The 22,080-nt window shown below is 66.2% G+C and carries 23 protein-coding genes and 2 tRNA genes; 17 read left to right on the top strand and 8 right to left on the bottom strand.

The window, feature by feature from the left end; genetic code table 11:
* The first annotated feature begins 63 nt into the window (after positions 1–63).
* From H1S04_RS10770 to pdeM, 9 genes are all read left to right on the top strand, one after another.
* The gene (locus H1S04_RS10770; RefSeq protein WP_181745592.1) at positions 64–1,089 is read left to right on the top strand and encodes an amino acid ABC transporter substrate-binding protein; all 1,026 of its coding nucleotides are present in this window, start codon (positions 64–66) and stop codon (positions 1,087–1,089) included.
* Positions 1,090–1,186: 97 nt separating this feature from the next.
* Positions 1,187–2,440: an amino acid ABC transporter permease gene (locus H1S04_RS10765; RefSeq protein WP_255435577.1), complete on the top strand. Its 1,254-nt coding sequence runs from the start codon at positions 1,187–1,189 to the stop codon at positions 2,438–2,440.
* Between the two features lies 1 nt (position 2,441).
* Complete coding sequence (locus tag H1S04_RS10760) at positions 2,442–3,884, top strand: amino acid ABC transporter permease (protein ID WP_181745591.1); 1,443 nt, start codon at positions 2,442–2,444, stop codon at positions 3,882–3,884.
* Between the two features lie 6 nt (positions 3,885–3,890).
* Entirely contained in the window at positions 3,891–4,685 is a 795-nt protein-coding gene (locus H1S04_RS10755; protein ID WP_181745590.1) for an amino acid ABC transporter ATP-binding protein, read from the top strand.
* 61 nt (positions 4,686–4,746) lie between these two features.
* Positions 4,747–5,223: a pyridoxamine 5'-phosphate oxidase family protein gene (locus H1S04_RS10750; RefSeq protein ID WP_181745589.1), complete on the top strand. Its 477-nt coding sequence runs from the start codon at positions 4,747–4,749 to the stop codon at positions 5,221–5,223.
* Entirely contained in the window at positions 5,224–6,231 is a 1,008-nt protein-coding gene (locus tag H1S04_RS10745) for a ligase-associated DNA damage response exonuclease (RefSeq protein WP_181745588.1), read from the top strand.
* Positions 6,231–7,811: a cisplatin damage response ATP-dependent DNA ligase gene (locus tag H1S04_RS10740; protein WP_181745587.1), complete on the top strand. Its 1,581-nt coding sequence runs from the start codon at positions 6,231–6,233 to the stop codon at positions 7,809–7,811. The genes H1S04_RS10745 and H1S04_RS10740 overlap by 1 nt, the downstream gene beginning before the upstream one ends.
* Entirely contained in the window at positions 7,808–10,201 is a 2,394-nt protein-coding gene (locus H1S04_RS10735; protein WP_181745586.1) for a ligase-associated DNA damage response DEXH box helicase, read from the top strand. Before H1S04_RS10740 ends, H1S04_RS10735 begins: the two co-directional genes overlap by 4 nt.
* Positions 10,198–10,833: a ligase-associated DNA damage response endonuclease PdeM gene (gene pdeM / locus H1S04_RS10730; protein ID WP_181745585.1), complete on the top strand. Its 636-nt coding sequence runs from the start codon at positions 10,198–10,200 to the stop codon at positions 10,831–10,833. The genes H1S04_RS10735 and pdeM overlap by 4 nt, the downstream gene beginning before the upstream one ends.
* Before the next feature lie 7 nt (positions 10,834–10,840).
* On the opposite strand, the gene H1S04_RS10725 is transcribed toward pdeM, so the two are convergent.
* The 4 genes from H1S04_RS10725 to H1S04_RS10710 form a co-directional block, all read right to left on the bottom strand.
* Entirely contained in the window at positions 10,841–11,350 is a 510-nt protein-coding gene (locus tag H1S04_RS10725; RefSeq protein ID WP_181745584.1) for a MarR family winged helix-turn-helix transcriptional regulator, read from the bottom strand.
* A 240-nt stretch (positions 11,351–11,590) separates the two neighbouring features.
* Positions 11,591–11,666 (bottom strand) — tRNA-Ala (locus H1S04_RS10720).
* Positions 11,667–11,832: 166 nt separating this feature from the next.
* Complete coding sequence (locus H1S04_RS10715; RefSeq protein WP_366521929.1) at positions 11,833–12,195, bottom strand: DoxX family protein; 363 nt, start codon at positions 12,193–12,195, stop codon at positions 11,833–11,835.
* A gap of 123 nt (positions 12,196–12,318) precedes the next feature.
* The gene (locus tag H1S04_RS10710; protein ID WP_181745582.1) at positions 12,319–12,639 is read right to left on the bottom strand and encodes an FYDLN acid domain-containing protein; all 321 of its coding nucleotides are present in this window, start codon (positions 12,637–12,639) and stop codon (positions 12,319–12,321) included.
* 84 nt (positions 12,640–12,723) lie between these two features.
* Here H1S04_RS10710 and H1S04_RS10705 point away from each other — a divergent pair, with 84 nt between their 5' ends.
* The 8 genes from H1S04_RS10705 (at position 12,724) to H1S04_RS10670 (ending at position 19,810) form a co-directional block, all read left to right on the top strand.
* The gene (locus tag H1S04_RS10705; RefSeq protein WP_181745581.1) at positions 12,724–13,428 is read left to right on the top strand and encodes a M48 family metallopeptidase; all 705 of its coding nucleotides are present in this window, start codon (positions 12,724–12,726) and stop codon (positions 13,426–13,428) included.
* Between the two features lie 31 nt (positions 13,429–13,459).
* Positions 13,460–14,116, top strand: coding sequence for a GntR family transcriptional regulator (locus tag H1S04_RS10700; protein WP_181745580.1), 657 nt, complete (start codon positions 13,460–13,462; stop codon positions 14,114–14,116).
* 51 nt (positions 14,117–14,167) lie between these two features.
* Positions 14,168–15,913 carry an arginine--tRNA ligase gene (gene argS / locus H1S04_RS10695; protein ID WP_181745579.1) on the top strand — a complete coding sequence of 582 codons (1,746 nt, stop codon included), beginning with the start codon at positions 14,168–14,170 and terminating at the stop codon, positions 15,911–15,913.
* Positions 15,914–15,978: 65 nt separating this feature from the next.
* Entirely contained in the window at positions 15,979–17,049 is a 1,071-nt protein-coding gene (locus H1S04_RS10690) for an SPOR domain-containing protein (RefSeq protein WP_181745578.1), read from the top strand.
* On the top strand, positions 17,046–18,038 hold the full coding sequence (locus H1S04_RS10685) for a glycoside hydrolase family 3 protein (protein ID WP_181745577.1): 993 nt from the start codon (positions 17,046–17,048) through the stop codon (positions 18,036–18,038). The genes H1S04_RS10690 and H1S04_RS10685 overlap by 4 nt, the downstream gene beginning before the upstream one ends.
* A gap of 97 nt (positions 18,039–18,135) precedes the next feature.
* A complete protein-coding gene (locus H1S04_RS10680; protein WP_370470509.1) occupies positions 18,136–18,927 on the top strand; it encodes a ScpA family protein in 792 nt (263 codons plus the stop codon).
* Positions 18,924–19,577 carry an SMC-Scp complex subunit ScpB gene (scpB, locus tag H1S04_RS10675; RefSeq protein ID WP_181745576.1) on the top strand — a complete coding sequence of 218 codons (654 nt, stop codon included), beginning with the start codon at positions 18,924–18,926 and terminating at the stop codon, positions 19,575–19,577. Before H1S04_RS10680 ends, scpB begins: the two co-directional genes overlap by 4 nt.
* Positions 19,577–19,810 carry a hypothetical protein gene (locus tag H1S04_RS10670; RefSeq protein ID WP_181745575.1) on the top strand — a complete coding sequence of 78 codons (234 nt, stop codon included), beginning with the start codon at positions 19,577–19,579 and terminating at the stop codon, positions 19,808–19,810. Before scpB ends, H1S04_RS10670 begins: the two co-directional genes overlap by 1 nt.
* Here H1S04_RS10670 and H1S04_RS10665 read toward each other — a convergent pair.
* The 4 genes from H1S04_RS10665 to ihfA form a co-directional block, all read right to left on the bottom strand.
* Positions 19,791–20,870 (bottom strand): 2'-deoxycytidine 5'-triphosphate deaminase, encoded by a 1,080-nt coding sequence (locus H1S04_RS10665; RefSeq protein ID WP_181745574.1) that lies wholly within the window; start codon positions 20,868–20,870, stop codon positions 19,791–19,793. The genes H1S04_RS10670 and H1S04_RS10665 overlap by 20 nt on opposite strands.
* A 54-nt stretch (positions 20,871–20,924) precedes the next feature.
* Positions 20,925–21,002 (bottom strand) — tRNA-Pro (locus H1S04_RS10660).
* 73 nt (positions 21,003–21,075) lie between these two features.
* The gene (locus H1S04_RS10655) at positions 21,076–21,687 is read right to left on the bottom strand and encodes a MerR family transcriptional regulator (RefSeq protein ID WP_181745573.1); all 612 of its coding nucleotides are present in this window, start codon (positions 21,685–21,687) and stop codon (positions 21,076–21,078) included.
* 1 nt (position 21,688) lies between these two features.
* Complete coding sequence (gene ihfA / locus H1S04_RS10650; RefSeq protein ID WP_181745572.1) at positions 21,689–21,991, bottom strand: integration host factor subunit alpha; 303 nt, start codon at positions 21,989–21,991, stop codon at positions 21,689–21,691.
* Positions 21,992–22,080: the final 89 nt, after the last annotated feature.

Here is a 22,080-nt window from a genome sequence, read left to right as displayed (position 1 = left end):
GGGCCGCCAAGCGCCCGGCCATAACGACAGGCGGCAACGCCGCCCTAACGGGAAGGGAAGTTCATGAAAACTACCGTGTTTCTCGGCGCAGCCGCCGTCAGCGCGCTGATCGCCGGTGCCGGATTTGCGGCCGAAGGCGATACGCTGGCACAGGTCAAGGCCCGCGGCGAATTGCTGTGCGGCGTCAATCCCGGCCTCGTGGGCTTCGCTTCGCCCGATGCCAATGGCAACTGGAGCGGCTTTGACATTTCGTTCTGCAAGGCCGTCGCCGCCGCGGTTCTGGGCGATGCCAGCAAGGTGAAATATATCCCGCTGACCGGCCAGACCCGCTTCACCGGGCTGGCCTCGGGCGAGGTGGACCTGCTGGCGCGTAACTCGACCTGGACCTTTTCGCGCGATACCGACCTGAAGCTCGATTTCATCGGCGTGAACTATTACGACGGTCAGGGCTTCATGGTGCCGAAATCGCTGGGCGTCAGCTCGGCCAAGGAACTGGACGGCGCCACCATCTGCATCCAGACCGGCACCACCACCGAACTGAACCTGGCCGATTACTTCAAGGCCAACAACATGACCTATCAGCCGGTCAATATCGACAGCAACTCGGAAGGCGAGCAGCAATATCTGGCCGGGGCCTGCGATGCCTATACGACCGATGCTTCGGGTCTGGCGGCGACGCGGGCGGCCTTCGCCAATCCGGGCGATCACGTCATCCTGCCCGAGATCATCTCGAAAGAGCCGCTGGGGCCGGCGGTGCGTCACGGCGACAGCAACTGGGCCGATATCGCCCGCTGGACCTTGTATGCACTGATCGCGGCCGAGGAATACGGCGTCACCTCGGCCAATATCGAGGAACTGGCAAAGTCGTCGCAGAACCCCGAGGTGCAGCGTCTGCTGGGCACCACTGATGACCTCGGCAAGATGATCGGGCTGGACAAGGACTGGGCCAAACGCGCCATCGCCGCCTCCGGCAATTATGGTGAAATCTTCGCCGCCACTATTGGCGAACAGACCCCGATCGGGCTGGCGCGCGGGCTGAACGCGCAATGGACGCAGGGCGGACTGATGTACGCCATGCCGTTCCGCTGATCGGCCAGAGGACAAGCGACGCGCGGACCGGTTCCGCGCGTTTCGCATTCCGGGACAAGACGGGACCAATTCCGCGCCGGATCTCAGGGAGATTTGAATGACCGAAAGCGCCCCGGCCGGCCCGCCCGCGCCGCCCTTCCGGCTGAGCATGCTGATCTATGATCGGCACTACCGTTCGCTGACCATCCAGGTGGTGGTGTTCATCCTGCTGATGCTGCTGGTGTCCTGGATCGTGCATAACACGGTCCTGAACCTGGCGCGCCTGGGCAAGGACATCGATTTCAGCTTCCTGTTCAACCGCGCGGGCTATGACATCCCGCAGCAGCTGATCCCCTATACCAGCGACGACACCCATCTGCGCGCGGCGATGGTGGGGCTGCTGAACACGCTCTATGTCTCGGCGCTCGGCTGTGCGACGGCGACGGTGCTGGGGGTGGTGGCGGGGGTTCTGCGGCTGTCGAAGAACTGGCTGATCGCCCGGCTGATGACCATCTATGTCGAGATCTTCCGCAACATCCCGCTGCTGCTGTGGATCCTCATCATCTATGCCGCCCTGACCGAGATCACGCCCGGCCCCCGCGAATACCGGGGCGAAAATGCGCGGGAACTGTTTCTGGGCCTGATCGCGCCCACCAACCGCTATACCGCCATCCCTTCGATCGTGGCCGAACATTCGCCGGGCGCGCTGGTGATCGGCCGGATCGAGATCCCCTGGCTGGCGATCATGGGCATCGCCTTCTTCATCGCCGCCATCGTGCTGCGCCGCATCGTCAATGCCCGCGCGCAGCGCATCCAGAACGCCACCGGACGGCGCCCCACGACCTGGTGGATCAACCTCGCGCTGTTCGTGGTGCCGCCGGCGGCCATGGCTGTGTTCTTCGGCCTGCATCTGGAGGTCCCCGAACTGGCCGGGTTCAACTTCAAGGGCGGCATCAATGTCGACAATTCGCTGGTGGCGCTGTGGCTGGCGCTGTCGCTCTATACCGGCGCCTTCATCGCCGAGATCGTCCGCGCCGGCATCCTCGCCATCAGCAAGGGCCAGACCGAGGCGGCATACGCGCTCGGCCTCAGCCCCGGCTGGACGATGAATCTGGTGATCCTGCCGCAGGCGCTGCGGGTCATCATTCCGCCGCTGATCTCGCAATATCTGAACCTCATCAAGAACAGCTCGCTGGCGGTGGCGGTGGGATATATGGACCTGCGTGGCACGCTGGGCGGCACCACCGTCAACCAGACCGGACGCGAGATGGAGGGCATCCTGCTGATGATGGCGATCTATCTGGCGATCAGCCTGACGGTGTCCGGGGTGATGAATATCTACAACAACCGCGTCAAGCTGAAGGAGCGGTAGGATGAGCGACGCGAACGCCTCCCCGGCCTATCTGCGCACCGAGATGCTGCCCTCCGCCGCGCCGCCGCGCCGGCAGGAAGGGCTGCTCGGCTGGCTGCGCGAGAACCTGTTCTCGGGCTGGCTGAACAGCCTGCTGACCGTGCTGAGCCTCGTCATCATCTGGTCGCTGATCCGGCATTTCTGGCCCTGGTTCGCCCATTCCGTCTGGCGTGCGAACAGCCTGGCCGAATGCCGCCAGATCATCACCCAGACCTGGGGCGAGGGCGCTACCGGCGCCTGTTTCGCGGTGATCCGGGTGCGCTGGCATCAGTATATCTTCGGCTTCTATCCGCGCGCCGAATACTGGCGCCCGATCCTGACGCTTGGGCTTTTGTTCATCGCGCTGGCGCCGGTGCTGTTCTCGGTCAACGCCAACATCCGCCGCTGGGTGCTGGCGGGGGGTGGCCTGCTGTGCATGGTGCTGCTGGCGGTGACGGCATCGCCCGACTGGACCGTCGTGCTGGTCTGGGCGCTGTTCGCGGCGGCTTTGCTGCTGGCCGAATATGCGCCGATGCGGTTGCTGATGGTGACGGCCCTTTATCCGGTGCTGGCGGTCTGGCTGCTCTGGGGGGGCAGCCCGTGGTATCCGTTCATGCTGCTGATGGGCTTTGCGGTCGGCTATGGCGTCTCGGCGCTGGTGCCGCGCGGGGTGTCGGCCCTGACCGGCATTGCCGTAACGGTGCTGTGGTGGATCTTTCTTGCCGCCCCGGCTGCCAGCCTGGCCACGCTGATCCTGCCTCTGCATCTGCCGGTGGTGCAATCCTCGGTCTTCGGCGGCTTCCTTCTGTCGGTGGTGATCGGCGTTTCCGCCATCGTGCTGTCCTTGCCGCTGGGCATTCTGCTGGCGCTGGCGCGGCAGTCGAACATGTTCATCATCTACAGCCTCGCCGTGGTCTTCATCGAGTTCATCCGCGGCGTGCCGCTGATCACGCTGCTGTTCGTGGCGCTGGTGCTGCTGAAATACTTCCTGCCGCCGCAGACGCATTTTGACCTGATCCTGCGGGTCATCATCATGGTCACCCTGTTCGCCGCCGCCTATATGGCCGAGGTGATCCGGGGCGGCCTCGCGGCGCTGCCGAAAGGCCAGTACGAGGCCGCCGATTCCCTTGGCCTCAACTACTGGCAGGCGCAGCGGCTGATCATTCTGCCGCAGGCGCTGAAGATCTCGATCCCCGGCATCGTCGGCACCTTCATCGGCGTCTTCAAGGACACCACGCTGGTCGGGCTGATCAACCTCTATGACCCGCTGAAGGGGATTTCCGACGTGGTGCGTTCGGAATTCACCTGGAAGGGCATCTATTGGGAGCCGTTCATCTTCACCGGCGCCATCTTCTTCGTCATCTGCTTCTCGATGTCGCGCTATTCGATGTATCTCGAACGCCGGCTGAGCCGCGAACACCGCTGAGGGATCATGTCCAGTCTGACCCAAACCTCGACCGAAACCCTGACCGAAACGCCGCGCCTCGGCACCGAAACCGCCATCCAGATCCGCAAGATGAACAAGTGGTATGGCAATTTCCACGTGTTGCGCGACATCGACCTGAACGTGGCCGCCGGCGAACGCATCGTCATTGCCGGGCCGTCCGGTTCGGGCAAGTCAACGCTGATCCGCTGCATCAACCGGCTGGAGGAACACCAGTCCGGGCAGATCATCGTTGAAGGCATCGAATTGACCAACGATATCAAGGATATCGACAAGGTCCGTTCGGAAGTCGGCATGGTCTTCCAGCATTTCAACCTGTTCCCGCATCTGACCGTGCTGGAAAACTGCACGCTGGCGCCGATCTGGGTGCGCAAGATGCCGAAAGCGCGGGCCGAGGAAATCGCCATGCGCTTTCTGGAAAAGGTGCGCATCCCCGAACAGGCGCATAAATATCCGGGCCAGCTTTCGGGCGGCCAGCAGCAGCGGGTGGCAATCGCGCGGTCGCTGTGCATGGAGCCGCGGATCATGCTGTTCGACGAACCGACCTCGGCGCTCGATCCCGAGATGATCAAGGAGGTGCTGGACACCATGATCGAGCTTGCGGAAACCGGCATGACCATGCTGGTCGTCACCCATGAGATGGGTTTCGCGCAAGCGGTGGCCGACCGGGTGATCTTCATGGATCAGGGCCAGATCGTCGAACAGAACACCCCCACCGAATTCTTCAACAACCCGCAATCAGAGCGTACGAAACTGTTCCTCAGCCAGATTCTCGGACATTGAGGGGGCGGAACCCACAGGCCCTGCGCCGGGTTGATCTGTCGCTCAACCCAAGGAGATTGCGATGACTGATGATCTCAGGAAGGAATTTCGTGACAAGATGAAATCCGTCCACACCGGCATGCTGCAGGTGGGTGACGACCGTTTCGTGCCGATGGCCCACAACCTGACCGGCGAGGACCCCGATCTGTGGTTCATCACCGCCAAGGGCACGCCGATGGCCGAAGCGGCGGCGGCGGGCGCCGAGGGCTGCTATCTGGTCTGCAGCGAAAAGCACGGGATCTATGCCGATATTCACGGCAAGCTTTCGCTGTCCGAAGACGAGGCCAAGACCGAGGAGATCTGGGGGATCATCGCCTCGGCCTGGTTCGAGGGCGGCCCGCGCGATCCCGATGTGCAACTGCTGCGCTATCGGCCGACCAAGGCCGAGGTCTGGCTCTCGGATACCGGCGCGCTCGGCTTCCTGTATCAGATCGCCAAGGCCAAAATGACTGGCGACAAGCCGGATATGGGCACCCACGCGACGCTTGACTTCGGCTGAATGGGCGCGACGCGGGCGCCGCTGATCCAGCGCCCCGAGGGGCTGTATTGTCCCGGCGGCGATTTCCATATCGACCCGACCCAGCCGGTTGACCGGGCGCTCATCACCCATGCCCATGCCGACCACGCCCGCGCCGGTCACGGCGCGGTGCTGGCCACACGGCAGACGCTCGACCTGATGGCGATCCGCTATGGCGAGGATTTCACCGCCAGCCGCCAGATCGCCGAAGGCCGGATGCGCATCGGCGAGGCAGAGGTCAGCTTTCATCCGGCCGGCCATATCCTCGGCTCGGCCCAGATCGCCGTGCAGGCGGGCGGCCCGCGTGTCACCGTCTCGGGCGATTACGCCCGCGTGGCCAATCCGTCCTGCGCCCCGTGGGAGCCGGTGCCTTGCGACATCTTCGTGACCGAAGCGACTTTCGGGCTGCCGGTCTTTCATCATCCCGACCCTGCGACCGAGACGCAGAAGCTGCTGGCCTCGGTCGCGGCGTTCCCTGAACGCGCGCACATTGTCGGGGCCTATTCCCTCGGCAAGTCGCAGCGGGTGATGATGCTGCTGCGCGAGGCGGGATGGGATGGCCCGATCTATATTCACGGCTCGCTGGAAAGGCTGTCCGCCTATCACATCGCGGAGGGCGTTCCCTTGGGCGATCTGCGTCCGGCGACTGATAACAGCCTGAAGAAGGCCGATTTCGCCGGGCAGATCGTGATTGCCCCGCCCTCGGTCTTTGAATCCACATGGGCGCAGCGCTTCCCCGACCCGGTGCTGGCCTTCGCCAGCGGCTGGATGTCGGTCCGCGCCCGCGCCCGTCAGCGTGGGGTGGAACTGCCGCTGGTGATCTCGGATCATGTCGACTGGGCCGATCTGACCCGCACCATCACCGAACTGGACCCGGCCGAGACCTGGGTCACCCATGGCCGCGAGGATGCCGTGATCCGCTGGTGCGAGTTGCAGGGCCGCGCCGCGCGGCCCTTGCATCTGGCGGGCTATGAGGACGAGGCCGAGTGATGCGCGATTTCGCGGCCCTGCTGGAACGGCTCGCCTTCACGCCGCAGCGCAACGCCAAGCTGCGGCTGCTGGCACAATATTTCGCCGCCGTCCCCGACCCGGAACGCGGGCTCGCGCTTGCCGCGCTGACCGGAGATCTGAAGCTGCGCGCGGTCACGCCCTCGTTGCTGCGCGGGCTGGTGGCCGAACGCGTCGATCCCGAGCTTTTCGCCATCAGCTATGATTTCGTCGGCGATCTGGCTGAGACGATCGCGCTGATCTGGCCCGATCCCGAAACCCCGCCGAACGATACCGACCTGCCGCTGCCGCAACTGGTCGCGGAATTGCAGACCACCGGCAAGGCCGGGCTGCCGGGGCTGATTGCCGCGCGGCTGGACGCGCTGAACCCTTCCGAGCGTTATGCCTATCTGAAGCTGGCGACCGGGGCGATGCGGGTCGGCGTCTCGGCCCGGCTGGCGCGGGCTGCGCTGGCGGAATATGGCGGCCTGCAGCTGATCGAGATCGAGGAGATCTGGCACGGGCTGACGCCGCCCTATCTGGACCTGTTCGCTTGGGTGGAAGGGGGTGCCAGGCCCGAAGCGGCGGCCCTTGCGCCCTTCCGGCCGGTCATGCTGTCGACGGCGACCGATCTCGACGCGCTTCGCCCGCTCGATCCGGCGGATTATGTGGCGGAATGGAAATGGGACGGCATCCGTGTTCAGGCGGTCTCCGATCAGGGCCGGCGGCGGCTTTATTCGCGCACCGGCGAGGATATCGGCGCGGCCTTTCCCGACCTGCTCGACCGGCTGGATTTCGAAGGGGTGATCGACGGCGAATTGCTGGTCCGGCGCGGCGATGCGGTCGGCACCTTCGGCGAATTGCAGCAGCGGCTGAACCGCAAGACCGTGTCGAAAAAGCTGCTGGAGACCCATCCGGCGGGTCTGCGCGCCTATGACCTGCTGATCTGGCAGGGCGAGGATCTGCGGGCGCTGCCCTTTGCCGAACGCCGGGCGCGGCTGGAAGCCGCCATCGCCAGCCTTGGCGATCCGCAGATCGACACCTCGGCCCTGCTGGATTTCGGCGATTGGGACGGCCTCGCCGCCCTGCGCGCCGCGCCGCCAGATCCGGTGATCGAGGGGGTGATGATCAAGCGCCGCGACAGCCCCTATCTGGCGGGACGCATGAAAGGGCCGTGGTTCAAATGGAAGCGAGATCCCTTGGTGATCGACGCGGTGCTCCTATATGCCCAACGGGGCCACGGCAAACGCTCGGGCTATTATTCGGATTTCACCTTTGGTGTCTGGGACGGGAATGAGCTGGTGCCGGTCGGAAAAGCCTATTTCGGCTTCACGGATGAGGAATTGAGGGCGCTCGACCGTTTCGTGCGCGGCAATACGATCGAGCGTTTCGGCCCGGTCCGCGCCGTCAAACCCGTGAAGGTGGTCGAGGTCGCCTTCGAGGGGCTGAACCGGTCCGGCCGCCACAAATCCGGCGTCGCCATGCGCTTCCCGCGCATCAGCCGCATCCGCGACGACAAGCCCGCGGCCGAGGCCGACCGGATCGAGACCCTGCGCGCCCTGCTGCCCGCCGAGGCGCCATGACCCTGCCCACCAGGATCGCCGACTGGTTCACCCGTCAGGACTGGACCCCGCATCCGCATCAGCTCGATCTGTTCGAGGCGAAGGAGGACACGCTGCTGATCGCGCCGACCGGCGGCGGCAAGACGCTGGCCGGGTTCCTGCCGACGCTGGCCGATCTGATGGACGGCCCGCATGAGGGGATGCACACGCTTTACGTCTCGCCCCTGAAGGCGCTGACCAATGACATCGCGCGCAACCTGTCGCGCCCAGTGGCCGATCTGGGCCTGAACATCCGCATCGAGGACCGCACCGGCGACACCGCCGCCGCGCGCCGGGCGCGCCAGCGGGTGGACCCGCCGGAGATCCTGCTGACCACGCCGGAAAGTCTGGCGCTGATGCTGTCCTATCCCGAGGCGCCCAAGATCTTCGGCGGTCTGAAGCGGGTGGTCATCGACGAGATCCACGCCCTTGCCGAAGGCAAGCGGGGCGATCAATTGATGCTGGGGCTGGCCCGGCTGCGCAACCTTGCGCCGGATCTGCGGGTCTCGGCGCTGTCGGCCACGGTCGAGGACCCGGCGGCGCTTGCCGATTATATCGGGGGGGCGCGGATCGTGCTGGCCGATCCCGGCCCCGCGCCCGATATCGCCATGCTGGACACCACGCTGCCCGCGCCCTGGTCGGGGGGTGGCGCGCGCCATGCGGCGAAGGACGTGATGGAGGCGATCGAGGCCGCGCGGCTGACGCTGGTGTTCATCAATACCCGCGCGCAGGCCGAGCTGTTCTTTCAGGCGCTGTGGGCCGTCAATGATAACAACCTGCCCATCGGGCTGCATCACGGCAGCCTGTCGCGCGAGGTGCGCGGCCGGGTCGAGGCGGCGATGGCGGCGGGCCAGTTGCGCGCGGTGGTGGCGACCGGCAGCCTCGATCTCGGCATCGACTGGGGCGATGTCGATCTGGTCATTCAGGTCGGCGCGCCGAAGAACGTCAAGCGGCTGGTGCAGCGGATCGGGCGGGCGAACCACCGCTACAATGCGCCCTCGAAGGCGCGGATCGTGCCGGCGAACCGCTTCGAGGTGATCGAATGCGTGGCCGCGTTGCAGGCGGTCGCGGCGGGCGATCTGGATGGCGAGGGGCGCGGCCCGGTCGGCACCTGGGGCGGGCTTGATGTGCTGTGCCAGCAGATCCTGCTGACCGCCTGCGCCGGGCCCTTCGATGCCGAGGCGCTGTTTCGCGAATTCCGCAGTGCCGGGCCTTACGCGGCGCTGACGCGGGCGCAGTTCGACGATTGTCTGGATTTCGCGGCGACCGGCGGCTATGCGCTGCGCGCCTATGACCGCTGGCAGAGGCTGGTCGAACGCGGTGGCCTGTGGCAATTGCGCGACCCGCGCGCGGCGCGGATGATCCGCATGAATATCGGCACCATCACCGAGACCGAAACCTTGAAGGTCCGCCACCGCCATGGCGGCGCGCCTTTGGGCGAGGTCGAGGAAGGCTTCGCCGCCAGCCTCTCGCCCGGCGACACCTTCCTGATCGGCGGCAAGACCGTGCGTTATGACCGGCTGCGCGAGATGGTGGTCGAGGTGACGCCCCAGCCTTCGCGCAGCCCGAAGATCGCGGTGTTCAACGGCACCAAGCTGGTGACCTCGACCGAGCTTTCGGCGCGGGTTCTGGACCTGATCGGCGATCCGGCGAAATGGGACAGGCTGCCCGGCCCGACCCGCGACTGGCTGGACCTGCAGCGCGAGATTTCGGTGCTGCCGCAACCCGGCACGCTGACCTGCGAATCCTTCGAACGGGGCGGGCGCGCCTATTTCTGCGCCTATACCTTCGCGGGGCGCAACGCGAACCAGACGCTCGGCCTGATCCTGACCCGGCGGATGGAGGAGGCGGGACTTGGTCCCCTTGGCTTCGTCGCCACCGATTACGCGCTGCTGATCTGGTCGATGGACCCGATCGCCGATCCCGCGCCCTTCTTCACCCGCGAAAGCCTGCTGGACGGGCTGGAGGACTGGCTGGGCGGCAATGCGGTGATGAAGCGCAGCTTCCGCAATGTCGCGACCGTCGCCGGGCTGTTGCAGCGCAACCTGCCCGGACAGCGCAAATCGGGCAAGCAGGCGACGTTTTCCAGCGATATCATCTATGACACCCTGCGCCGCCACGATCCCGATCATCTGCTGCTGCGCCTGACCCGGACCGAGGCGATGCGGGGTCTGGTCGATTTCGGCCGGATCGAGGAAATGCTGGCCGCGCGCCCCCATATCGTCCATGCCCGGCCGCCGCATGTGACCCCGCTGGCCGCGCCCCTGATGCTGGAGGTCGGCAAGATCCCGATCAGCGGCCTGGGCGAGGATCGCCTGCTGGAAGAAGAAGCTGCCCGCATGATGGCCGAAGCAGGGCTTGCGGCGGCATGAATGGTTACGCCTTCAACTTCGCCGGGCAGCGCTTCGTCGCCCGGCCATCCGGCGCGCTGTATTGGCCGACCGAGGAGATGCTGATCCTGTCGGACCTGCACTTGGGCAAATCCGAACGCATGGCCCGGCGCGGCGGCGCGCTGCTGCCCCCTTTTGAAACCCGCGAGACGCTGGCCTGTCTGGCAGCCGAGCTGCACGCCTTGCGGCCGGCCCGGCTGGCCCTGCTGGGCGATATTTTCGACGATGACGCCGCGGGCATCGCGCTGCCGGTCGAGGAACGGGCGCTGTTCGCCAGCCTGATCGCGGCGCAGGAAACATTTCTGGTCTCGGGCAACCATGACCTGCTGACGGGGGCCGAGGCGCTGCATCGCGCCGGGCTCTGGCTGCGCCATATCGCGGCGGCCGGGCAGGGGCCGGATATCTCGGGGCATTACCACCCCAAGGCGCGTGTCGCCGGGCGCAGCCGAGCCGCCTTTCTGGTGGGGACCGATCACCTGATCCTGCCGGCTTTTGGCCATTACACCGGCGGGCTGCGCCATGACCACGCCGTGCTGCAAGGACTGGTCCCGACCGGGATTGCAATTCTGACCGGGCGGCGCGCGCTGGCGGTTCCGCTCTCGGTGGCGCGCTAAGCAGGTTTCAATGCTCGGTGGCGTCGGCGCGGCGGCTGGTGGCCGACGGGTCCGCATAATAGGCCACCAGCCGTTGCAGCAGGGCGAACAACCGGTCGCGGTCGCGCGTGTTGAGCGGCTGGAGCAGGAATTCCTGCCGCTCCTGCAGACGGTCGCGCATTTCCAGCCACAAGGCCTCGCCCTCCAGACTGAGGCTGAGCGCGTTGAAGCGGCGATCCGATTTGGGCTTGTCGCGAATGACCAGACCCTTGGCTTCCAACTCGCCAATCAGCTTGGTCACGGCGGATTTCTTCATCACCACGGTGCTGGCCAGGTCGTTCTGCGAGATCCCCGGATTCAGCCCGATCAGGCTGAGCAGCGACAGCGTGCCGCTGACCGTATCCCATTCGCGATGAAATTCCGCATTGGCCAGGCGCACATGGGCGAAAAGCACCCGCGCCATGAATGTAATATCCCCTGCCAGATAGCCGAGTTCGATCTTGCTGGCGGCAACAGGCTCGTAGTCGAAATCCTTCATCTGAATTGCTCTCTCCCTGACGCAGCCTGATTGCTTGCCGAATTGCCGTGCGGGCCGCCGAGGATCGCGACGTTAACTTCGGCCTCTCCTATAGACGAATGTTAATCGGCGCCCGTCAACAGCTTGACAGCACGGATGCGCGAATCGTGCATGTTCCCCTACGGCAATCAGCACGGATCGTGCGCCCGGTTGCACAAATGGGGCGGCGCTTCCGCGATGTTTCATGTCGGGAAAGTGTAATGGTGGAGCCAAGGGGGGTCGAACCCCTGACCTCTTGAATGCCATTCAAGCGCTCTACCAACTGAGCTATGGCCCCACCGGAGGTCTGACAGAGCGCGTTGCGCCGCTGCCGTGGGGGGTCGTATAGGGGGTGCCGCCGAGGGCTGCAAGCATAAAATGACGGTTTCTTGTCCGCGCCGCGAAAAAGAAAAAAGCGGGACCGGTTGGCCCCGCTTTCTGCTGTGTTTTCCTTGGCTTCAGTCTTAGCCGTCGCGTTTCAGCACTTTGTCCAGGCTGATCGGGCCGGGGCCGGAAAAGACGAAATACAGGAAGACGAAGCAATACAGAATCGCCGCGTCGCCGCCGTTCAGCGCGGGGAAGGCGTCGCGGGGCGCATGTGCCATCCAGTAGGCCGCCGCCATCAGGCCCGACAGCACGAAGGCCACCGGGCGGGTGAACAGCCCCACCACCAGCAGCGCGCCGCCAATCAGCTCCAGCATGCCCGCGATCCAGAGCTTGGACATCACGGCCGGAAAAGCCGCATCGCTGGCAGGGAAGCCGAGGATCTTCTGGGTGCCATGCGCCATGAAGATCAGGGCCGCGACAATGCGAAGTATGCTTAGCATTTGCGGGGCGTAGACAGAGAGAGATTTCATGTTTCAGTGCCTCTGGTAGTTGGTTGCCGTTATGGATGATCGCGGCCGAGGCCGCGATCAATCCCCTTGGAATGAACGCTGCCGAAGCTGCGATCAATCCTCGTCGTCGCCGGCGACGTCGGCGATTTCATCCAGCGATACGTCGCCGTCATCATCGTCGTCTTCCAGCAGATCATCATCCAGATCGCCGGTATCGTCGTCGTCGAGATCATCTTCTATCAGATCATCGTCCTGATCGTCATCCTTCATCGCGGTTTTTTCCGAAACCAACGAGCGGCCGCGACCCTGGGTCAGGCTTTCCACCGTAAATTCCGACCCGCAGGCGGGGCAGGTCATCGGATCTTTTTGCAGGTCGTAGAATCGGGTCCCGCAATGTGGGCAGAGGCGCTTCGTGCCCCATTCCTCTTTGGGCATGGTAATTTCCTTACGCAGCGGTTAGGTGAATCCCGGACGCCCTGCCACAAGCCCATGTGGCTGTAAAGGCCTATCCCGACAGCAATGCACGAACAATTTCAGATCGACAATATCCCCGTCAGGGTCCGGCGCAATGCGCGGGCCCGCCGGATGACACTGCGCGTGCCCCGCGCCGGGGGCGAGGTGGTGCTGACCCTGCCGCCGCGCGCGACGCTTCAGGCGGGCCGCGAATTCGCGGCATCGAAAGCGGAATGGCTGCGCCGCACGGTTTCGGCCATGCCGGGGCCGAAGCTGGTGGTCGAGGGGGCGCGCCTGCCCGTCGCCGGACAGGCGGTGCTGCTGCGCGCCATGCCGCTGCGCGCCGCCCGGCTGGAAGGCGACGTGCTCTATGTGCCCGCGCGTGGGGCGATGGGCGCCACGGTCCAGGCCTGGCTGAAGCACCGCGCCCATGTCGCCCTGCGCGAGGCGGTCGACCGCTTCGCCGCGCGGCTGGGGCGCCAGCCGCGCGCACTGGCGCTGCGCGACACCCGCTCGCGCTGGGGCAGCTGCACCCATGACGGGCGGCTGATGTTTTCCTGGCGTCTGGCCATGGCCCCGCCCGAGGTGCTGGATTATGTCGCCGCGCATGAGGTCGCGCATCTGGCCCATATGGACCATTCCACCCGGTTCTGGGCCGAGGTCGAGCGCCTGATGCCCGGCCATGCCCCGCATCGCGCCTGGCTGCGCGCCCATGGCGCCGATCTGCAAGCGTGGCGGTTCAGGCCGCCGGCGCGACCGGTCGAGGCTTGACGATCCCGGCGCCTGTGATCACAACCCACTGATGAGCATCAGCCGTCCCTCTGATCCCGCCGCGCATGAGCGGCTGTACCGCAACCTGCGCAGCCGCATTCTGGTGGGCGAACTGCCGCCGGGCCAGCCGTTGACGCTGCGCGGCATCGCTGCCGAATATAACGTCTCGATGACGCCCGCGCGCGAGGCGGTGCGCCGGCTGGCGGCGGAAGGAGCGCTGACGCTGTCGACCTCGGGGCGGGTGACAACGCCGGAGCTGTCGGTCGAACGGATCGAGGAACTGGCGGCGCTGCGGGCGCTGATCGAGCCGGAGCTGGCTTCGCGCGCGCTGCCGCGGGCGCATTTCGCGCTGATCGACCGGCTGAGCGCGATCAATGGCGGGATCGCCGATGCGGTGATGCGCCATGACGCGGTGGGCTATATCCGCAGCAATCTGGAGTTTCACCGCACCTTGTATCTGCGCGCCCAGGCTCCGGCGATGCTGGCGATTCTGGAAACGGTCTGGCTGCAGCTGGGCCCGACGATGCGGGCACTGTACGGGCGCGTGCAGCGCAACGAACCGCCCCGCCACCACCGGCTGATCCTGGCGGCGCTGAAAGCCGGGGACGAGCCGGGCCTGCGGCTGGCGGTGCGCGCCGATGTCACCCATGGCCTGCGCCATCTGGCGGCCGAGGCCACCCCCCGTTGACCTTCGGGGTCTGGCGGGGCTATCGCAGATTTGAACAAGCGGAAGATAAAGATGAACCTCTTTGCCGATATCCACGGCGTCACGCTGGACGCGCTGAACGCGATGGTCGCCGCGGGCGAACTGCCCGCCGGGCTGGACCTGAAAAATGTCACCGTCGAGCCGCCGCGCGATTCCGCCCATGGCGACATGGCGACCAATGCCGCCATGGTGCTGGCCAAGCCCGCCCAGATGAAACCGCGCGACATCGCCGAAAAACTGGCCGCGCGGCTGGCCCTTGATGCGCGCATCGCCTCGGCCGAGGTGGCGGGGCCGGGCTTCTTGAATCTGCGGCTGGATCCTTCGGTCTGGCAGGGCGTGGTGCGGGCGGCGCTGAACGCGCCCGAAGGCTATGGCCGGTCCGGGCTTGGGCAGGGGACGCGGGTGAATGTCGAATTCGTCTCGGCCAACCCGACCGGGCCGATGCATGTGGGCCATACGCGCGGCGCGGTTTTCGGCGATGCGCTGTCCAGCCTGCTGGCCTTTGCCGGCTATGACGTAACGCGCGAATATTACATCAACGACGGCGGCGCTCAGGTCGATGTGCTGGCGCGTTCGGCTTATGAACGTTACCGCGAGGCCAACGGGCTGGAGCCCGAGATCCGCGAGGGCCTGTATCCCGGCGACTACCTGATCCCCGTGGGCGAGGCGCTGAAGGCGAAATACGGCGACAGCCTGCTGGACAAGCCGGAGGAGGACTGGCTGGCCGAGGTGCGCGAATTCGCCACCGCCGCCATGCTGGAGATGATCCGCGAGGATCTGCGGCTGCTGAATGTCGAAATGGATGTCTATTCGTCTGAAAAGGCGCTCTATGGCTCGGGCCGGATCGAGGCGGCGATTGACCGGCTGCGGTCTGCTGGACTGATCTATGAAGGCACGCTGGAACCGCCGAAGGGCAAGCTGCCCGACGATTGGGAGGCGCGCGAACAGACGCTGTTCCGGTCCACCGCTTATGGCGACGATCAGGACCGCGCGGTGCAGAAATCGGACGGCTCCTGGACCTATTTCGCGCCCGACATCGCCTATCACTGGGACAAGATCGACCGTGGCTTCGATCAGTTGATCGATATTTTCGGCGCCGATCATGGCGGTTATGTCAAGCGGATGAACGCCGCCGTGGGCGCGCTGTCCAACGGTCGGGTGCCTTTGGATGTGAAGCTGATCCAGCTGGTGAAGCTGTACAAGAACGGCGAGCCCTTCAAGATGTCGAAGCGCGCCGGTACCTTCGTGACGCTGCGCGATGTGGTGGAACAGGCGGGCCGCGACGTGACCCGCTTCCACATGCTGACGCGGAAGAACGATGCGGCGCTGGATTTCGACTTCGACAAGGTGCTGGAGCAGTCCAAGGACAACCCGGTCTGGTATGTGCAATATGCCAGCGCGCGGGTGAATTCAGTCATGAATCGGGCGGCGGAGATGGGCGTCGACACCTCGGACGCCGCGCTGGCGCAGGCGGATCTGTCGCGCCTGACCCACCCGGCCGAGATCGATCTGATCCAGAAGCTGGCCGAATATCCCCGCCTGATCGAGGCGGCGGCAGTCGCGCACGAGCCGCATCGGGTCGCCTTCTACCTGTATGATCTGGCGGGCGCGCTGCATTCGCTGTGGAATCGCGGCAATGACGACCAGTCGCTGCGGTTCATTCAGGACGGTGATCTGGCTGTCACGGCAGCAAAAATCGCGCTGTTACGTGCCGTTGGCGTTGTCATTTCGTCCGGGCTTGCTATTCTTGGGGTGACTCCGGCCAAGGAAATGCGCTGACAAAAGGTGCCCTGGCCGGGATCGGGCAGTAATCAACAGCCGGTCACCCGGCAGGCAGGCATCTTATGGCAGTCACCGATTTCGGCGCGCGCCGATTCGCGGATTCCGAGCCCCGCAGGGCCCGGAACTATCCCTATCAGCACCACGCGCAGGACGAATACGAAGAAGAATACGGCTGGTATGACGATGGCCAAGCCGAGCTGATGGACCAACCCGAAAGCCTTGGCGCACGCTTCGGCCGGCTGACCCATTACCTGGGGGCGGTGATCTCGGTCTTGCTGCTGATCGGGCTGGTGGTCTGGGGCTACAAGCTGGTGGCCCGCGACGTCTCCGGCGTGCCGGTGATCCGGGCCACGATGGGCGAGGCGCGCACCGCGCCCGATGATCCGGGGGGCGAACTGGCCCAGAATGGCGGTCTGACCGTGAACGAAATCGCCGCCGGCGTCGCCATGCCGCCCAATGCCGAAATCGCCATCGCCCCGGCGCCGACCGGCCTGTCCGAAGATGATGTCGCCATGGGGCAGCTGGCCGATGCAGCCGCGCTCAGCGCTGCTGCTGACGCGGTGGTCCCGGCAGCGCCGCAGAACCCCGTGGTCGCCCTGACCGATGCCGAGGCCGCAGCCGGCATCGGCACCGAGGAGCCGGCCGACATGGCCGATCTGGGCATCGTGAGCGCCGAGGACCTGACCGCGACCACCGCCGAGGAGCCGCTGGCCGCGACCCCCGTGACCGCGCTCGCCGGCACCCGTCCGGCCCCGCGCCCGGCCCGCATCGCCGCCCGTGCCCCGGCCGTCGCAGCCGCCCCGGCCGAGCGCCCCGCCATCGAGGAGGCCGTCGCCGAGGCGGTCGCCGAAGAAGCGCCCGCACCCGCGCCGGCGCGGGTGGCTTCTGGCGCGCCCGTGGTGCAGCTGGGCGCCTTCGATTCGGATGCCATCGCAAACAAGGAATGGGGCCGCATCTCGGGTCGCTTCTCGTCGCTGTTCTCGGGCAAGTCGCAGCTGGTGCAGACGACCAAGAAGAACGGCCGCACTTTCTATCGCCTGCGCGTGGCGGGTTTCGAATCGCGTGACGATGCGCGCCGCTTCTGCGCCGCGCTGCTGGCCGAAGGCGCCGATTGCATCGCGACCCAGCAATGACGGCTGCAATCTTCGGTCTTCTGGGCCCGGAACTGACGAAGGCCGAGCGGGATTTCTTCCGCGCGGCCGACCCTTGGGGCTTCATCCTGTTTGCCCGCAACGTCGAAAGCCCCGAGCAGCTGCGCCGTCTGACCGGCGACCTGCGCGAGGCGGTCGGGCGCGACGCGATCATCACCATCGATCAGGAAGGCGGCCGGGTTCAGCGGATGCGCGCCCCCCATTGGGCCGAATGGCAACCGCCGCTGGAAGATGCCGAACGCGGGGCCGAGGCCATGCGCCTGCGTTATCGCCTGATCGGGCAGGAGCTGCGCGCCGTAGGCCTCGACAGCAATTGCGCGCCGACGCTGGATATTGCCTCGGACGCCACCCATCCCTTCCTGCAGAACCGCTGCCTTGGCCGCAATGTGGACGATATCGCCGCGCGCGGCCGCGCCGTGGCCGAGGGGCTGCTGGACGCCGGGGTGGTGCCGATCATGAAGCACATGCCCGGCCATGGCCGGGCCGTCACCGACAGCCACCACGAAACCCCGGTCGTGACAACCCCCCATGCAGAACTGTCGCAGACCGATTTCGCCGCCTTCCGGGCGCTGAACGACCTGCCCATGGGGATGAGCGCGCATATCCGTTTTGCCGATCTGGATCAGGCTCCGGCCACCGCCTCGGCCCGGATGATCGGGGTCATCCGCGATGAGATCGGCTTTGACGGGCTGCTGATGACCGACGATATTTCCATGAACGGCTTGCAGGGCAGCATCGGCGAACGCAGCGCGGCCTCGATCGCGGCGGGGATCGATCTGATCCTGCATTGCCACGGCCATATGTCCGAGATGGAGGAGGTCGTGGCCAATGCCGGCGCCATGACCGCCGATGCGCGCCGCCGCGCCGACCGCGCGCTTGGCTTTCGGCGCCCTCCGGACACGGTCCCGGCGGCCGAGTTGCTGGCACGCTATCGTGCGCTTGGCGGGCAGGTCGCGTGGGCGCAAGCTTGACTTGGGCGTCACAGGCGCGGATTCTCTGCGCCTGAAGCTTCACGAGGTCCGCTTGCCCGATAACGTCACCCCCCTGCGCCTCCGGCGCCCGGAACAGTTGCCGCTGGACATCGCCCGCACGGTCGATGCCCAATCCGTCGAACAGCGCCGCGCGGATGAGGCGCTGATCGTCGACGTCGACGGTTACGAGGGGCCGCTGGACCTGTTGCTGGCGCTGGCGCGGGTGCAGAAGGTCGACCTGATGCAGGTCTCGATCCTGCAACTGGCCGAGCAATATCTGGCCTTCGTGGAACAGGCGCGCGCGCTCAGGATCGAACTCGCCGCCGATTACCTGGTGATGGCGGCCTGGCTGGCCTTCCTGAAATCACGCCTGCTGCTGCCCCCCGACCCCGAGGAGGAAGGCCCCTCGGCCGAGGATCTGGCCGCCCATCTGGCCTTCCAGCTGGAACGGCTGAACGCGATGCGCGATGCTTCGGCGCGGCTGATGGGGCGTGACCGGCTGGGCCAGACGCGATTCGTGCGCGGCGCACCCGAACAGATCGCCCGCCGCCGCAACGTGACTTACGAGGTCGGGCTGATCGATCTGATGCGCGCCTATGCCCGGATCAAGACCCGCGACGAGTTTCGCCCCTATGCCTTCGACCGCAAGGATGTCTTCACCATGGAACAGGCGCTGGAACGGCTGCGCCATCTTATCGGTTTCGCGGGCGAGTGGACCTCGCTCTCGACCTTCCTGCCGGATGGCTGGGCGGGCGAGGCGCGCGGCCGATCCGCCACCGCCGCGACCTTTGCCGCCAGCCTGGAACTGGCTCGGCAGGGCCGATTGGAGATCCGTCAGGCCGATACCTTCGCCCCCATCACCCTGCGCCGCAAACCGGATACAGAATGAGCGACGATCTGGAATTCCCGCCCCCGCCCCTGGAGGAACAGGAGCGGATGGTCGAGGCGATGCTGTTCGCCTCGGCCCAGCCGGTCAGCCTGCGCGATCTGGCCGACCGCCTGCCGCAGGGGGCCGACCCGGCCGAGGCGGTCGCCCGCCTGCGCCGCCGCTATGAAGGCCGCGGGATCGAGCTGGCCCGTGTGGGTGAGGCCTTCGCCTTCCGCACCGCGCCCGACCTGTCCTTCCTGATGCAGACCGAAACGCTGGAAACACGCCGCCTGTCGCGCGCCGCCACCGAGACACTGGCCATCATCGCCTATCACCAGCCGGTGACGCGCGCCGAGATCGAGGAAATCCGCGGTGTCGCCACCTCGCGCGGGACGCTGGACCAGCTGATCGAGCTTTCCTGGGTACGCATCGGCCGACGGCGGATGACGCCCGGCCGGCCGGTGACCTTCGTGGTGACCGACACGTTTCTGGACCATTTCGGTCTGGAAACCGCCCGAGACCTGCCGGGACTGGCGGAATTGCGCGCGGCGGGGCTGCTGGACAGCCGGCCGCCGGGAGAATTGTCGGTGCCTATTGTCCGCGACGCCGATGATGACGATATTGCCGATGAAAGCCGTCCGGGCGATCTGTTCGGCGAGGAGGAAGACTGATGGCCGGCAACCAGTTCATCAACATCTTCGCGCGCGAAGTGGTGCGCAATGTCACCCGGCTGGCGATGGCCTTCGGGATCAAGAAGGGCATCGACATGCTGGCGACGCGCGGCAAGGACCCCGCGAAAATGACGGCTGAGGAACAGGCCGCCGCCGCCCGCACCCAGCGCAGCGCCCGCGAGGCGGTCAAGCGCGCCCGTCAGGCCGCCCGCATCACCCGGAAACTGCGCTGAACTGCTTGGCCAGCTTCAGCCCCTGTCCCTGATAGTTCGACGCGATGTCCTGCCCATAAAGCCGGTCGGGCCGCGCGCACATCCGTTCATAGACCAGACGGCCCACCACCTGCCCATGTTCCAGCGCGAAGGGGGCCTCGTGGCAGCGCACCTCCAGCACGCCGCGCGCGCCGCTGCCAACCGGGCCGATGCCGAATCCGGGATCGAAGAAGCCTGCGTAATGGACGCGGAACTCGCCCACCATGGCGAGGTAGGGCGCCATCTCGGCAGCGAAGTCGGGCGGGATCGCGACCGATTCGCGGCTGACCAGGATATAGAAAGCGCCCGGGTCCAGAATCAGCCGGCCATCCCGGCTGTGCAGCGTGTCCCAGAACTCGCGCGGGTCGTAAGCGCCGATGCGGTCGAGGTCGATCACCCCGCTATGCGGCTTGGCGCGATAGCCGACCAGATCGCCGCTCTCGGGGCGCAGATCGACGGAAAAGCCCAGCCCTTGGTCGATCAAGGCCGCCCCCCCCACCAGCGGCGTTTCGGCATGCAGCGCGCGCAGCGCCGCGTCGTCCAGCATTGCCTGACCCCGCCGCAGCCGCAGCTGGTTCAGCCGCATTCCCGGTCGCACCAGAACGGAAAAGCTGCGCGGGCAGATCTCGGCGTAAAGCGGGCCGTCATAGCCGTCGGGCAGGCGGTCGAACTCGGTCCCGTCATCGGTAATCAGGCGCGTCAGCAGGTCCAGCCGCCCGGTCGAGGATTTCGCATTGGCAACCGCCGTGATCCCGGCGGGCAAAGCCAGCCGTTCCATCAGCGGGACCAGATAGACGCAGCCCTTTTCCAGCACCGCGCCGGTGCTGAGGTCCATGCGGTGCATTTCGAAATCGGGCAGCCGATCCTCGATCCGGTGCCCCTTGCCGGGCAGGAAAGACGCCCGCAGCCGCCAGGCCTGGCTGCCAAGCCGCAGGTCCAGACTGGCCGGCTGAATCTGCGCATCCGTGATCGGCAAAGCGGCTGAAATCGCACCGGCATCGATCAGCTGGCGCAGCTCGCTGTCAGGAAGGACACCGCTCATTCAGACCCCCGGATACACGAACACCCACCCCGGATGGAGTGGGTGTTTCGGTTATGGTCGGGCCGGAGAGATTCGAACTCTCGGCCTTCCGCCCCCCAGACGGACGCGCTAACCAGGCTGCGCCACGGCCCGACGAGAGCCGTATAGGGCGAAGCGCAGGGGGGACACAAGGGCCTCGGCAAGAAAAATAACGCTCCGCGCCGGCTCAGGCGGAAATCGCCTGCCGGCCCGCGCGCAGACGGGCGAGCAGGGTTGCGGCCGCGGCGGTCGTGGCGTCGTCAGCGGGCAGATCGGGCAGGGCGTCGCGCAGGTTTTGCAGACGAATCAGCCAATTGGCCGTGGGCCGGGTCGGGCTGGCGGCAACCGGCCCCGAATGCTCCGATGATTCGAGATGAGCAAACAGCGGCAAGGTGCCGCGATCCGCCGCGGCCTTGCGGCGGCGCGCGGGGACCGGTTCTGGGTTGGCGCTTGCGGTTGCGGGTGTCGGCGCGGGCGTGGCCTCGGCCTTATCCTCCGCCGCTTCGTCGCCGAACGGCGCCGGCAGCCGCGCGGCCCCCCGCGCGCGCAGGTCTGCGCCACGATCCGCCGCCATCAGCTTCTTCGCGCCCCGGATGGACACGCCATCCTCGCGGAGCAGCTCGCACAGACCGGCTGCCAGTTTCACGTCCTCGGGGCGGTAGTAACGCCGGCCGTCGCGACGCTTGACCGGCGAGAACAGCGGGAATTGCGCTTCCCAATAGCGCAGCACATGCGGCGCGACCCCGACCAGTTGCGAAACCTCGCCGATGGAGCGGAATGCGTCGACGGCCTTCTTCATGTCAGGCTTTGTTGCCGGCCGCCACGCGGTCCTTCATCAGATGCGATGGCCGAAAGCTCAGCACGCGGCGGGGCGTGATCGGGACTTCCTCGCCGGTCTTGGGGTTGCGGCCGATCCGTTCATTCTTGTCGCGCACCGAGAAGGTGCCGAAAGATGAAATCTTGACCTGCTCGCCCCGAACCAGCGCGTCCGAGATATGGGTCAGAACGCTCTCGACAAGCTGGCCTGATTCGTGCCGGGACAGTCCGACTTCGCGGAAGACAGCCTCGGCCAGATCCATGCGCGTCAGGGTCGTTTCGCTCATCTGTTAACCTCGTGCGAATGGGAAAGAGGATGCGGTGTTCACTTTGCCGAGTCAACCGGTCAGCCGCCAAACCGTTCCCCGATATTCGG

Origin of the sequence: Paracoccus sp. S1E-3, from assembly GCF_013868135.1 — a bacterium.
GTDB lineage: Bacteria > Pseudomonadota > Alphaproteobacteria > Rhodobacterales > Rhodobacteraceae > Paracoccus.
Note: the sequence above shows the minus strand (reverse complement) of the source record. Positions and strands in the feature narration are given on the sequence as shown.